At 40.9% G+C, this 13,235-nt stretch carries 10 protein-coding genes; 2 read left to right on the plus strand and 8 right to left on the minus strand.

Going from position 1 to position 13,235, the window contains the following annotated elements; translation table 11 throughout:
• The first annotated feature begins 219 nt into the window (after window positions 1–219).
• Both ACO6HM_RS02035 and ACO6HM_RS02040 read left to right on the plus strand, forming a co-directional pair.
• Window positions 220–1,647, plus strand: a complete 1,428-nt coding sequence (locus ACO6HM_RS02035) for an IS110 family RNA-guided transposase (RefSeq protein WP_485389529.1) — start codon at window positions 220–222, stop codon at window positions 1,645–1,647.
• Between the two features lie 533 nt (window positions 1,648–2,180).
• Window positions 2,181–2,492, plus strand: coding sequence for a helix-turn-helix domain-containing protein (locus tag ACO6HM_RS02040; RefSeq protein ID WP_485389530.1), 312 nt, complete (start codon window positions 2,181–2,183; stop codon window positions 2,490–2,492).
• Between the two features lie 661 nt (window positions 2,493–3,153).
• Here the strand turns inward: ACO6HM_RS02040 and ACO6HM_RS02045 are convergent.
• From ACO6HM_RS02045 to ACO6HM_RS02080, 8 genes are all read right to left on the minus strand, one after another.
• Complete coding sequence (locus ACO6HM_RS02045; RefSeq protein ID WP_485389531.1) at window positions 3,154–3,408, minus strand: PF20097 family protein; 255 nt, start codon at window positions 3,406–3,408, stop codon at window positions 3,154–3,156.
• A gap of 69 nt (window positions 3,409–3,477) precedes the next feature.
• Complete coding sequence (locus ACO6HM_RS02050) at window positions 3,478–4,875, minus strand: leucyl aminopeptidase family protein (RefSeq protein WP_485389532.1); 1,398 nt, start codon at window positions 4,873–4,875, stop codon at window positions 3,478–3,480.
• Window positions 4,876–6,192: an alpha-L-fucosidase gene (locus ACO6HM_RS02055; RefSeq protein ID WP_485389533.1), complete on the minus strand. Its 1,317-nt coding sequence runs from the start codon at window positions 6,190–6,192 to the stop codon at window positions 4,876–4,878.
• Complete coding sequence (locus ACO6HM_RS02060) at window positions 6,176–8,749, minus strand: transglutaminase-like domain-containing protein (RefSeq protein ID WP_485389534.1); 2,574 nt, start codon at window positions 8,747–8,749, stop codon at window positions 6,176–6,178. Before ACO6HM_RS02060 ends, ACO6HM_RS02055 begins: the two co-directional genes overlap by 17 nt.
• A gap of 22 nt (window positions 8,750–8,771) precedes the next feature.
• Window positions 8,772–9,518: a copper homeostasis protein CutC gene (locus ACO6HM_RS02065; protein WP_485389535.1), complete on the minus strand. Its 747-nt coding sequence runs from the start codon at window positions 9,516–9,518 to the stop codon at window positions 8,772–8,774.
• A 2-nt stretch (window positions 9,519–9,520) separates the two neighbouring features.
• Window positions 9,521–10,420: a carbohydrate ABC transporter permease gene (locus ACO6HM_RS02070; protein WP_485389536.1), complete on the minus strand. Its 900-nt coding sequence runs from the start codon at window positions 10,418–10,420 to the stop codon at window positions 9,521–9,523.
• Window positions 10,421–10,432: 12 nt separating this feature from the next.
• Window positions 10,433–11,359 (minus strand): ABC transporter permease, encoded by a 927-nt coding sequence (locus tag ACO6HM_RS02075; protein ID WP_208429224.1) that lies wholly within the window; start codon window positions 11,357–11,359, stop codon window positions 10,433–10,435.
• A gap of 127 nt (window positions 11,360–11,486) precedes the next feature.
• Window positions 11,487–13,205, minus strand: coding sequence for an extracellular solute-binding protein (locus ACO6HM_RS02080; RefSeq protein WP_485389537.1), 1,719 nt, complete (start codon window positions 13,203–13,205; stop codon window positions 11,487–11,489).
• Between the last annotated feature and the right edge of the window lie 30 nt (window positions 13,206–13,235).

Consider the following 13,235-nt stretch of genomic DNA (forward strand, 5'->3'; position numbering starts at 1 on the left):
TTGCATTTAATCTGAAGTACATGGTAGCACTCCAAATTAGCCCTTGTTTTTATTCCAGATATTTGTTTTTATTCATAGGTAACTAAAAATACAACAACGAAAGCTTCCTGTATACTATAAATAGGTCAAGAGATTGACATAAAAAAATACCTCAAGTAAATTTAGATTATTACTGACCTGCCAGTTGGTAAAATCTAAAAAACACAAGAGGTATCTAAAATGAATATTAAAGGCACAAAGAAAAAAAATCAAGTAGTAACAGCAAATATTTTTGAACAGCAGGAGCTTTTGAAAAAAGCGGAGGTGATTAAGGAAAATCTCACAGCTTCAACCTGGCGTGAGTTGGAAACCAATGGTAAGTTCGATAAAAATAAAAAACTCTCTTTTATCAGCGATGACATGCTTATCTTGGGATGTGATGTAGGCAGCGAAACGCACTATGTGAGAGCAATTGATACCAGAGGACGGGAACTCAGTAAGTCCGCATATTCTTTCAACAATGATTATGAGGGATTCCAGAGTGCAAAAGAATGGGCAGTAAAGATAGCTGCTGAACATGATAAGAGTCAGATAGTACTTGGCTTAGAGCCGACCGGTCACTACTGGTTCTGCCTTGCTACCTGGATGATTGCAAATGGAATCAGTGTTGTTCAGGTAAACCCTTATGCTGTTAAGCAGACAAAGGAGGTTGAAGATAACAGCCAGCTCAAGGATGACAGGAAGGATCCAAAACTGATAGCAAATCTTGTCAAGGATGGCAACTTTGGTATGCCATATCTTCCAGAAAAAATCTATGCTGAACTTCGTAGGTTATCCATGTTCAGAGACCAACTGAATGAAGACAGAATTCGAACAATCAACCGGATGCACAGGGAGATGAAGATATATTTCCCGGAGTATAAGGAAGCATTGGGAAAAGTCGATGGAGCATTTAGCCTTGAACTGCTGAAAGAGGCACCATTTCCGGATGAACTGACCGCACTTGGAGAAGAAGGGATAAGACAGATTTGGCATGCTGCTAAACTTAGAGGACGCGGGTACAGCAGAGCCAGAGAAATCTTACAGTACGCAAAAGCAAGTGTTGGGATTAAGGATGGATCTATTGCAAGCAAGACAGCTGTAAAGTGGTTCGTGCAGAAAATCATGGAACTGGATGTTGAACTTGCTGTTATAGAGAACCAGATCAACCAGAAATGTCAGGAGATACCGCATACAGGTAACGTTCTGGAGATATCTGGGATTGGAGAAAATACACTTTCCGGTATTCTTGCAGAGATGGGAGATATTTCAAGATTTGATGATGTTAAGGAAATACAGAAATTAAGCGGATTAGGCCTTGTGGCATGCAGTTCAGGAAAGCATAAGGGAGAAACCAAAATCAGTCATAGAGGACGCAAACGACTCAGATATTGGTTATTCCAGGCAGCAAAGTCAGCAGTGGCCCATGCAGAGGAATTCAAAGAACTCCATATGTATTATACGACACGAGCCGATAATCCGTTGAAAAAGATGCAGTCATTGATTGTGATAGCCTGCAAGCTTCTGAGGATTATCTATACGATTCTGAATACTGGTACGAAATATGCTCCGAAGAAGATGTTGATGGACATTAGACGTCCGGAAAATAAGGAAGCTATTGTAGCGTAAAACAGTCGACAGCAAAATTTATTCCAGAGCCTTGCCGGGTGTCGGATTATTCCGAGATCGGGCAGGGTTCTGGAAGGAAACCCGATAACGATGGAGTGCTACAAGCGCTACATCATCACAATGACCAGCAAAGCGAGGCAGGGTAAGCGTCCACGGAATATCCGTACCCTGCGGAGTAGACAGGTCAGTAAAATCAAAAAACAAACAAGAGCTGTAGCTTGCAGTAGTTCTCTCCGTAGGGCATGACCCTGTTAGAAAGCTTAGCAGGCACTCGGTGTATGGACAGGTGGGACGAAGGAAGTTGGGACACAATCCCTTTAGACACGGAAGGTTCACCATCATAGTTAGCAGAGGATTTATAGCCTTTATAAAGCAAAACAATGGGATGCTTTATAAACCACACTCTCTTTTAGCTGTTCAGTATAAAATACAATGACTGTCATACATTTTTTGCTCTGTTTTATGAGGTAAATATTTAAAGAAAAGCCTGAAATTAAATGATTTAGGGCTTGACATTATAGGAAGGAGTTCCTATGAACAAAAAGAAACATCTAACAGGCGCTGAACGCATTAAAATTGAAACCCTTCTTGCACAGGGTTTTTCAATCAGAAGTATTGCTGATTTCCTCGAGAAATCCCCTTCTACCATTTCAAGAGAAATACAAAAGCATTCACTTGTCAAAATACCTAATATCTGTGACTGCAATGATTATAATGGATGCAATGTTAAGCATGTATGCGGTTCCAAAGACTGTAATAAAAATGCCGCTCATGCCATCTTGCCAAAAAATACTGTGAACATTATAACAAAAAAAGCTGTGAACACTGGAACGGTTCCTCTATAAAGCTGTGCAACGGATGTACAAAAAGAGGATACTGCCGTCTGGAAAAACACTTCTACGATGCTAAAAAGGCTCATTTAGCTTACTGTGACACCCTTGTACAATCACGAAATGGTTTTGACCTTACTCTTTATGACATAACAAGGATAAACAGTATAGTCTCGCCACGCATAAAAAAAGGACAGTCACTTTACCATATAGTCAAGAACAATGAAAGTGAACTTAATATCAGTGAATAACACTAAATGAGAGTAAAGTAAATACCTTTCAAAGTAAACGCAACACTAAAAACCGTTGCATTTAACCTGAAAGATGTGGTTTCATGTCTGTTTGCTATACCCTTTTTTCACCAAAAGCAACAAAATCAAACCAAATTTGATTATATTCAGTCTGATTATATTGATATAATTTTATCATTTTATCTAGCAATAGTGTTGCATTTACTATTTTTATAAAGTGTTGCACTTACTTTGAAAATCTAGCAATTTAGAAAAAATAAGTTCCAGTCTGAACTTTAATATAAATAAAGAAGCCTAGATGTGGAACCTACTTTTTCAATTCACCTTATTTGCAAAACTTGTTGTATGTTATATATAGCAAGAATTGACAGCTATATTTAGCTACCAGTCCTTGTTAATTATCATAAGAACTCTTGTCTTATATTTTATTCTTCTTCATTGACTTCATAAAAAATCATTATAGTTTTACAATTCCTACAAGCATAAGCAAGTGGATTTTCCTTAGGAGCAAACAGAGGAAAATAAAATGGCGGAATTCTTATAGCTCCTTGCTTATCAAAAGACCTTTTCATATAGGTAGCAGGAATCTTTTTCCCTTTTGGCACGAAAAAACTTCTAGCACCATAGAATGTACCTTCTTCCAGTTCTCCTCCACAATATTTACACTGTTTCTCATTCATAATTAATAATAACCTCTCATCCCTGGATATGGATAGTTCCAAACATCTTTTAATTATTCCATCAACTTATTATCCCATCAGCCACTCAGCAATAGTATCTACACACACTCCAGTTGCATACTTGTCCTGATAAGCATAGTCAGGTGTATCCACCCAGGCTGTACCGGCTATGTCTATATGAAGCCAAGGCTTTTTCTCGGCAAAGCTTCTGATAAATAGCCCCGCAGTTATGGTGCCGCAGAATTTTCCACCAAGGTTCTTGATGTCTGCTATGTCACTTTCAAGCATCTTCTCATGCTCTCTGCCAAAAGGTATACGGGCATTCTTTTCTCCTGTTTTAAGAGAAGCCCTGTAAAACTCCTCCCACATCTCATCAGAGTCAGTTACCACTCCTCCTATGGTAAAGCCATACATTCCTACTACAGCACCAGTAAGGGTTGCAATATCAAGTACCCTTGTAGCCTTTTCATTTCTTACGGCATAGGTAACTGCATCTGCGAGAATGAGCCTGCCCTCTGCATCTGTATCGCAGACTTCTATCGTTCTACCACTGTAGGATGTAAGCACATCTCCGTCCACATAGCTGTCAGGGGCAATCTTGTTCTCGGCTGTTGGCACAATGGCAGTTACATTCACCTTAGCCTTTAGCTTTGCAAGGATGGCTATCGCACCCACAACTGCCGCAGCACCGCCGTTATCTCCCCTTATGCCTGCCATAAACTGTGAAGGCTTAAGGCAGTAGCCTCCTGTATCTACAGTTATTCCCTTGCCCACTATGGCGGTATTTTCCTTAGACTTAGGATTACCCCTGTATCTAAGCACTACAAGGTAAGGAGGGAAGGCACTGCTTCCCCCTACCCCAAGGATTCCACCCATTTTAAGCTTCCTAAGCTCTTCTTCATCCAATATCTCAGTTTCTATGGCTGTATCCTTTACAAACTCGGCTATTTCCTCTGTAAACTCCTGTGGGTGAAGGTAGTTTGACGGAGCATTTACCATGTCTCTTGCAAATATAATGCTATCGCTGATTATCTCTGCCTTCTTTAGAAGAGGGCTTATGTCAAAGTTTGTGCCTACTATACCTACCTTAGCCTCTTCTATCTTAGCATCGCTCTTGTAGCTTCTTTTTGCCTTTATAGAAAGATAAATCCCCTTTGCAAAGTTTACAAAGCTCTCCTTATTAAGCCTTAAGTTTTCTACATTGAAGCTGTATTCACTTATCTCATATTTTTTAAGTTCCTTGCAGGCCTTTGCAGAGATTTCCATAGATGTGGAAGGCTCTTTTACAATTTCCTTACCAAGACCTACAAACAGGACTTTCTTATCCTTTTCAAGCGGCAGCAAGAGCGTATCAAGATAGTCTGCCTTAAAGACAGTGCCCACCCTCTCTTCATAAGGATAGCCCTTCTCCCCCTTTTTTACAAAAATAACCTCTGTATTTCCTACATTTCCTAAGACTACGCTCATCTATTCCTCCTTAAGAAATATCTCAACCACAGTATCTATCTCATCAGGAAGTGGATAGCAGTCTGCGGCGGTAGGTGAAAAGAAGAAGAAGGAATGCTCTGAGAACTCCTTTAAGTTCCAGTAAAAGGTTTCATCTATAACGGAATTGTCCTTTACAAGGCGCATCTTCTCTATCTTTCCAGCCAAGTTAGGAAGGCAGATTGCTCCTGCCTGTTCTTCCATTACATGGGCGTAGAGAACATTGCCCTTCCTTGTAAATCTTCCCCATTCAGGCTTTGGAAGCTCTGCGTATCCGCAATCATATATACTTCTTCCATTTTGCTTCATCCACCTGCCTACTTCTTCAAGTATGACCACGGATTCTACCGGAATCTCACCCTTTGCATTAGGTCCCACATTTAAGAGGAGGTTTCCTCCCTTACTTACACATTCAACAAGCATTCTTATAACCATCTTAGCTGATTTATAATGCTTGTCATAGGAACAATATCCCCAGTGGTTGTTAAGTGTGATGCAGGCTTCCCATGGAAGAGGGTTCCCTGCCACGTCTCTGATTCCTTCAGGTGGTATCATCTGCTCAGGGGAAGCAAAGTCGCCTGAGTATGTTGTAGGCTCAAGAGTCCTTATTGAGCCTGCATCCTCTGCACTGCCCTCAAGACGGTTGTCGATTATGATATGAGGCTGGATTGAGCGAACCATTTCCATAAGTTCTTTCGCTTTCCACTTGTCACATTTCATATCTCCATAAGAGAAGTCAAACCACATAAGGTCTAAGTGACCATAGTTGGTAAGAAGCTCTTTTATCTGCCCAAACATATATTCAAGATAGCGGTCAAAGTTTCTGTTTTCATTACTGCATTTTTCATTATTCCTCATAGGATGGTGCATATCGCCGTAATGAGGGAAGTCCTCGTGTCTCCAGTCAATTATTGAATAATAGAGTCCTACTTTTATTCCCTCTGCTCTAAAAGCCTCTAAAAACTCCCTGACAAGATCCCTTTTACAAGGTGCTTTCACAGAATTAAAATCTGTAAGCTTAGTATCATATAGACAGAATCCGTCATGGTGCTTTGCAGTAAGGACTGCATATTTCATTCCGGCTTCTTTGGCAAGCCTGGCCCATTCTTTAGGGTTGTAGTTTTCAGCATAAAATTCATCAAAATAAGGCTCATACTCTTCTTTAGGTATTTCATATACGCTTCTAACCCACTCACCTCTGGCAGGAATAGCATATAAACCCCAGTGGATAAACATTCCAAATCTTGCACTGTTGTACCACTTTGTACGCTCTGTTCTATCTTTAATGACCTGATTCATGATTCTCCTCCTCTAAATATCCGCATATTTTTAGTAACATATCTGCTGTTCCCACATTGTAGCCTGCAGTTCCGTAAACTCCCCTTCCTTCCTTATCCACTACACAGATAAGAGGGTATAGTCCCGGTTCAAGGTAGAGCTCTCTGGCAAGCTTTCCTGCCTCTGTATCAAAGCTTTCAAAAAGGATATCTCTGTTGCTAAGCTCTTCTGCAATCCTTTTTATATTGGCATCCTCAAGCTCATCTTTAGACTTAACTACGAGGTGTAGCTTTGTTTTAAGCTTATTAAACAACTCCTTCTTATCGTGAAGCTCATTTAAGATATGCTCTGTAGGCTCCGCCTTTGCGGAGAGCCAGATAAAGATACCGTTCTTATCTTTTGTGAGTTCACCAATCGAAGTCTTTTCTTTCTTTTCAGTTTCAAATTCTATGTTTCTAATAGGATAGTCAGAAAGCATATCGCTTATGCCCGCTTCGTAAAATGTCACAGGAAGTTTGGTAATCTCTCCTTCTTTTACTTCTGCAAGCACTGATTTTGCAAATATATTGCCATTTGGAAGCCTGTTGCTTGTAATAAGCCTGTAGGTTCCCGCATTTAACTTAAGTACACCCCCATCCTCCTTTATATCTTCCATATCCAGATAAAGTGGCTTAAACTCTCCTTCAGAGTAGGCTAAGATACTGAAATTATCATAATAACTCCAGTTGACACCTGCTTCAAAGTCAAGCTCGAGGCTTCCCTTAGGGCTTTCCTTCTCTTCTTCTATGGCAATGAAGCCATCATCCAGGTACACTTCCATCCTCCTGTCATTAGGATTCAGCCTTGATGGTACACCAAGGCTTCTAAGAAGCTGTATGAAAATCACCCTCTTTGATTTTTCACTTGCATAACCTATGCTAAAGGCACCTAAAGCAGAGCTTATAAGGCTGCTATACTCAAGTTCAGGCTTTTCTTTAAGTTTTTCATCAACTTCATTAAACAAAACCCTAATCTCATCGATGTTCGATACCTTTTCACCCTCAAATCTCTCAGACAGAAACTTTCTGTAAGGACGTATCATCTCAAAATCCACCCTCGGACAAAGTATGTATTTATAAAATATCTCCCGAGGATACTTGTCAAAAAGCTTCTCATCAGTATAAAGACAATGATTAAAAAGTGTCTCTGCCTCCGTATCCTGATAGTCCTTTTGTGTAAGGCTGTCAATCAGTCCCACCTTCCACTTGTCAGGGATTTCTCTCTTTTCTGATATGAACTTCTGTAATTCTCTCTGGTTTTCACAGGATTTAAGAAGGGCAAAGCTAAGAATCTCCTCATCCTTTCCCTTAAACCTCTTGATGGTCCTTTCAGCAGCTTCCCTGTCAAACAAGCTTGCTTCCTTATAAGCTCTTTTCTCAGCCTCTTCCTTTTTCCTTGTATCACTTGCTTCAGACTTTGCTTTGTTCTCAGCCTTTCCACTATTTACAAGGCTTGGTGCCCTCATAATAAATGAACCTTCCGTCTTCTTATAGCCATCAGGGCTTAGCACCAATGTTATCTGTATATCCTCAGCAGTATCCACTAAGACTTCACCGTAGTTTCCATCTTCGAAGGCAGAGATTAAAAGGCTGCCTCTACCTGTCTTAAGTCTTGTTACACCTTCTTCATCGGTACAGGTAACAGCTATCTCCCCCGGCATACTGTAGTTAATTACCTTAAAATACACCTTGGTGCCGGAAAATGGCTCTCCCGCCTCATTCATAACCTTTACAAAGATTTCTCTGGTTGGAGCATAGGTGCTAAGGGCATTTACAGCTACAGGTATACCTACAGCCTCATTTACATCTTTTTCAAGCTCAGGATTGTAGCATCTTGCATGGACCATCATGGCTCTTTTAGAAGCATTTAAGAACCAGCCCTGATTTAACTCATCCTCAGGCTCACAGGCTCCGAGAAAGTACCATTTCCCGTCACACCATACCTCCACCCAGGCGTGGTTGTCGTCACAATGAGACCAGAGAGGCACATAGACCTGTCTAGCAGGTATGCCTACGCTTCTAAAGACTGAAACTCCAAAGGTGGACTCCTCTCCACATCTTCCATAAGTGTTGTTGTAGACCGTCAACGGATTGGCTGTTCTTCCGTCTGTGGACCTGTAGGTTACCTTTGATGAGCACCAGTAATTTATGTCGATTACAGCCTCCTTCATAGTCTTGCCTTTGATAAGAGACTTCACCCTGTCATAGAAGATTTTTCTGTTCTCAACTATATCCTCATTATTTATCCTTGCTCCAAGTACATATTCGGCAAACATTTCTTCATTTGCCGCTCCCTTAAACTCTCCCTCATTAAAGAGAAAGGCTCCATGCCTTGCAAAATCAAGAAAGGTCTCCACCTTGTAGTCACCTATGTCACTAAGAGACATGTAGGCATATAAATACTTCAAGGCTTCCATTACATCTCTTTCTTCCCTGTCTTCTAAGCCAGCCAGCTCATCCTTTAATAAATCAAGGCCTAATTCACTTATTCTGCGCCTAAGTCTCTCCTCTATCTTCTCATTAAACTCTTTTGAAAACATATATCCTCCTGTTTCAAAATTCTTATAATTCCTTTAACACCTTTACAGCCTTAGCTATCTCTTCGGCAGAAGTCTCCCAGATATCATATTCACTTAGAGAGGGCAGCCCCATATTGACCTCTTCTCTTCTGTAAGCCATCCTGCTGTCTATTACCCTCTTTCCTGACATATGGTAGTTGGTTCCTCCCGTCATCTCATATACCTTTTTAATAACATCAGCACTGACGCCTGCTCCTATAAGTATGTTGATGTCTTTACCCGCCTTCTCTATCAGCTCTTTTATAAGAGGGCTTCCATCTACGCAGTTTCCTTTCTGTCCTGAAGTAAGGATGGTGTCAATCCCAAGCTCTTTAGCTTTACTTAGTACCGCAAATGGCTCCCTACACATATCAAAAGCTCTGTGAAGGACCACCTTAGCCCTTCCAGCTCTTAATATGAACTTCTTTATGGCATCTTCATCCAAATCACCATCTGGAGTAAGGGCTCCAACCACAACTCCATCAGCCCCTTCATCTGCAAAGGCTTTTATGGAATCGCACATTTCTTCTATCTCGTCATCATTATAACAGAAATCTCCGAATCTGTTTCTTATAAGTACGTGAACGGGCAGGTTAGTATGCTTCCTAACCTGCCTGAATAATGTTAAGCTTGGAGTAGTTCCGCCTATTACAAGATTGGCACAAAGCTCGAACCTGTTTGCACCGCCCTTTTCACCGTTTATTGCTGATGCGAGCCTGTCTACGCAACATTCCAATATATAATTTTCCATACTTATCCTTTCACTGCTCCAACCATTACACCCTTAACAAGATGCTTCTGAATCAAAGGGTAAAGAAGCATAACAGGGAGAGATGCTACTACTATTGTAGAATACTTAAGAAGCTCTGACATTCCCTGAAGCTTTGCTACAGCCGAAGCATTACCCACCTTAGTCAAATCCACCTTGTTCTGAATGAGGATTTCCTTCATAACTATGGTAAGCGGCTGAAGACCTTCTTTGTAGAGATAAAGCATTGCGTTAAAATAATCATTCCATTTTGCAACTCCGTAGTAGAGTACAAGAACTGCAATTATAGGCTTGCTAAGAGGTACGATTACCTTCATCATATACTTAAAAGGTGTACAGCCATCCATCTGAGAAGCCTCGTAAAGCTCGTCAGGAATAGAATTTACTATGTAGGTCCTGCAGATTATCATATTGTAGGTAGACATAGCTGTAGGTATTATCATAGCCCACCTTGTATCCATAATGTGGAGGCTCTTTACAAGGATGTAAGATGGCACTATACCACCGCTAAAGTACATTGTAAAGATGAAGAACATAGCCACCGCTCCTCTTGCCCTAAACTCCTTTCTGGAGAGTGGGTAGGCACAGAGTATTGTCATTATTATATTAATAGCAGTTCCCGCAACCAGATAAAATATTGAGTTGGCAAAACCCGAAAGTATCTTTGCATTCTGAAATACCGCCTCATATCCTCTTAAGGTAGGCTCTACAGGAAGCAAGAGAACTCTTCCGCTAATAACTGCCTGAGGGCTGGAAAATGAGGCTGAAACCACATAGATAATCGGATAAAGCACTATCAAAAATATCGCTGTAAGCACTACATAGTTGGCAACTGTAAAGGTCTTGTCACCTATGCTCATGTATCTGAATTTTGTATTTTCCATTATATCACCTCTTTACCATAAACTATTCTCTGTAATCTTCTTGCATACCCTATTGACTATTACAAGAAGTACAAATGATACAACTGACTGGAAGAGTCCGGCAGCTGTAGAAAATCCGATATTGGAGTTAACTACACCCACCTTGTACACAAAGGTTGATATAACCTCAGATACTGAAGCATTTAGAGAGTTTTGCATAAGGAAGACCTTGTCAAGACCTATACTCACTATGCTTGCACAGTTAAATATCAGCATGATTATAATAGTTGGCAGGATTGCAGGAATATCTACGTGCAGTATTCTCTTAACTCTGTTCGCCCCGTCAACTATAGCAGCTTCCTGTAGTTCTTTACTTACTCCCGAAAGCGCTGCAAGGTAAATGATAGAAGCATAGCCCGCAGACTGCCATACACCACTCCATACATAGAGATGCCTGAATATCTTAGGGTCGCCAAAGAAATTTATCGGAGAAAATCCTAACTTCTGTATGAATACATTGATAATACCGCTTCTAAGGTCCATCATCTGCATCATCATACCTACAAGTACAACTATGGATATGAAGTATGGTGCATAAGTAACCATCTGCACAGCCTTCTTGTATCTCTTTGCCCTCATTTCATTGATTCCTATCGCAAGCAGGATAGGTACAGGGAATGAAGCTAAAAATGAATATATACCGAGAATCAAGGTGTTCTTGATAACCAAAACACTACTTGTTGAAGTCAGGAATTGTTTAAAATATCTGAGTCCCACCCATTCGCTTCCAAATATACCCTTCCTGATGGAAAAGTCCTGAAATGCAAGAACTATACCCGCCATAGGGATATAGGCAAATATTATCGCGTAAATGATTGGAACGGCTATAATAACCCAAAACTGCCAGTTTGCAGACTTAATCTTATTACTTTTACTAATCGTAGCACTATTTTTTGCCATTGCTGCATAATTCCTTTCTTACCTCTTAATCACTTCCTGTCCTCACATAAGTCACTTAAATGTCTGGAAGCTGTCCAAAGTGTGGACAGCTTCCTTAATCTCATCTGCCTAATTTCAGGCAAAAACACTATTTAGTCTGTCTGTCATACGCTGTCTGATATGTCTTTAGGATTTCTTCAATTCCTGCCTTATTAACAGCGTCCTTGTAGCTATCCCACTCAGCGTCTATATCCTTGGTTCCTGTTATAAATGCAACAGAGTTTTCTTCAATAATCTTCTCAAGCTCAACTGCCATTGTAGATACCGCTGTACTCTCCTCATCTGTGAGCTTAAGCTCTGAGAGGTTAAGGAGCTTTGTATTGTTGGCGTATGGCTCGTAAAGGTTCTTTGATGTATCAAACAAGAGCTTCTCAAGTCCAGCAGGTGAATAAGGGTCTACATTTGGATCAACTGCCTGTCCAAGACGGTATGAAGCAGGAGCAACTCTAAGTCCTACATCCTGCCAGTCGTGGTTCTGAGGATCTGATGAGTAAAGGTTAAGTACTTCATAAAGTGCAGGCTCTCCATTTAAGCCAACCTTTCCCTTAGGATTAAGCACCCAGTCTTTTCCTTCTTCAGCACCATACTGAGAACAAAGGTCACCTGTCGGACTATTATAGAAGAAGTCTACCCAGCGCAGAGCTGCTTCTACATTCTTACACTTATCTGTTACACAAAAACCGCCTGAGTTAAAGCCTGAGTTGTGGATGGTCCAAGCTATCTGGGTTCCATCAGGTCCCTTAATAGGGGCTACAGGTACGTAGTTTCTATAAAGCTCGTTGTTGCTTTCAGGGTCTATAACGTCTGAGTTAACACCTGCTGTAAAGAAAAGGATAGGTGCATCTGCCTGATTGGCAAGGGTTCTAAGCTGTTCACTTGTCTGAGTGAAGTTACCATCATAGATAGCTCCCATCTTATACAGCTCGTTCATATACTTAAGGCCGGCCTTATAAGCATCTGTAATAGCTACAGTTTCAACCTTTTTTGTTTCATCATTAAGGACTACATAGTCTCTTGCACTAAGGGTTGCGGACTTACTTGGCACAAAGGTAAATGCACCCATAAGCCAGTCCTGCATACGGGTATGCCAGCCCTGAGCCGCACCTGCAACTGCAATTCCACCCTTCTTATACTCTAAGAACTTCTTACATACATTCTTAAACTCTTCTGTAGTAGTAGGTATCTCAACTCCCATTTCCTTAAGGTATTTCTGATTTACCCACATTCTTCTTGCGTACTGGCAGTGGTAGCAGTCATTTACTCCACCTAAGGAATATATCTTTCCATCTGCTTCCTTTGTCTTGTTGATATCATAGTTAGCAACTATCTTAAGATAGTTAGGTACATTCTTTTCGGTAAGATAGTCATCAAGAGGGATAATAACTCCTTCTTTAACACCGTACTTAGCAAGGTTAGGTGCGCCTCCAAGTATTACGTCAGGATAGTCGCCTGACTGTAAGAGGAGATTAAGCTTTTCCTCATACTCATCTCTTCCTGCTGTCACAAAGTTAATATGAATTCCTGTCTTTTCCTCCAAGAACTTTGTAAAGTCATTGGTTGCAAAATCCTGTACATTAGGCATGCTCATAGTAAATACGGAAAGTTCAAGCTTGCCCTCTTTCACTACAGGATAAGTACCACCATCGTTAAGTACTACTCCTGATGCACTTCCGGCTGTGCTTCCCGAAGCCTTTCCTGTGCTTCCTGATTTGCCTGAGTCACCCTGTGTTCCACAGCCTGCAAGCGCTCCTACTGTAAGAACTGTGGAAAGCCCCAGAGCCAAAAACTTCTTAAGCCCCTTTTTCATTCTTCTTCCTCCTTTAATGTGAATGACATA

The sequence above is a fragment of the Catonella sp. genome, from assembly GCF_057250765.1.

Bases quoted from the DNA above. Each gene is read 5' to 3' on its own strand.
- ACO6HM_RS02080 (WP_485389537.1), bottom strand. From the start codon at position 13,205: ATGAAAAAGGGGCTTAAGAAGTTTTTGGCTCTGGGGCTTTCCACAGTT.
- ACO6HM_RS02070 (WP_485389536.1), bottom strand. From the start codon at position 10,420: ATGGAAAATACAAAATTCAGATACATGAGCATAGGTGACAAGACCTTT.
- ACO6HM_RS02045 (WP_485389531.1), bottom strand. From the start codon at position 3,408: ATGAATGAGAAACAGTGTAAATATTGTGGAGGAGAACTGGAAGAAGGT.
- ACO6HM_RS02050 (WP_485389532.1), bottom strand. From the start codon at position 4,875: ATGAGCGTAGTCTTAGGAAATGTAGGAAATACAGAGGTTATTTTTGTA.
- ACO6HM_RS02035 (WP_485389529.1), top strand. From the start codon at position 220: ATGAATATTAAAGGCACAAAGAAAAAAAATCAAGTAGTAACAGCAAAT.
- ACO6HM_RS02065 (WP_485389535.1), bottom strand. From the start codon at position 9,518: ATGGAAAATTATATATTGGAATGTTGCGTAGACAGGCTCGCATCAGCA.
- ACO6HM_RS02060 (WP_485389534.1), bottom strand. From the start codon at position 8,749: ATGTTTTCAAAAGAGTTTAATGAGAAGATAGAGGAGAGACTTAGGCGC.
- ACO6HM_RS02075 (WP_208429224.1), bottom strand. From the start codon at position 11,359: ATGGCAAAAAATAGTGCTACGATTAGTAAAAGTAATAAGATTAAGTCT.
- ACO6HM_RS02055 (WP_485389533.1), bottom strand. From the start codon at position 6,192: ATGAATCAGGTCATTAAAGATAGAACAGAGCGTACAAAGTGGTACAAC.
- ACO6HM_RS02040 (WP_485389530.1), top strand. From the start codon at position 2,181: ATGAACAAAAAGAAACATCTAACAGGCGCTGAACGCATTAAAATTGAA.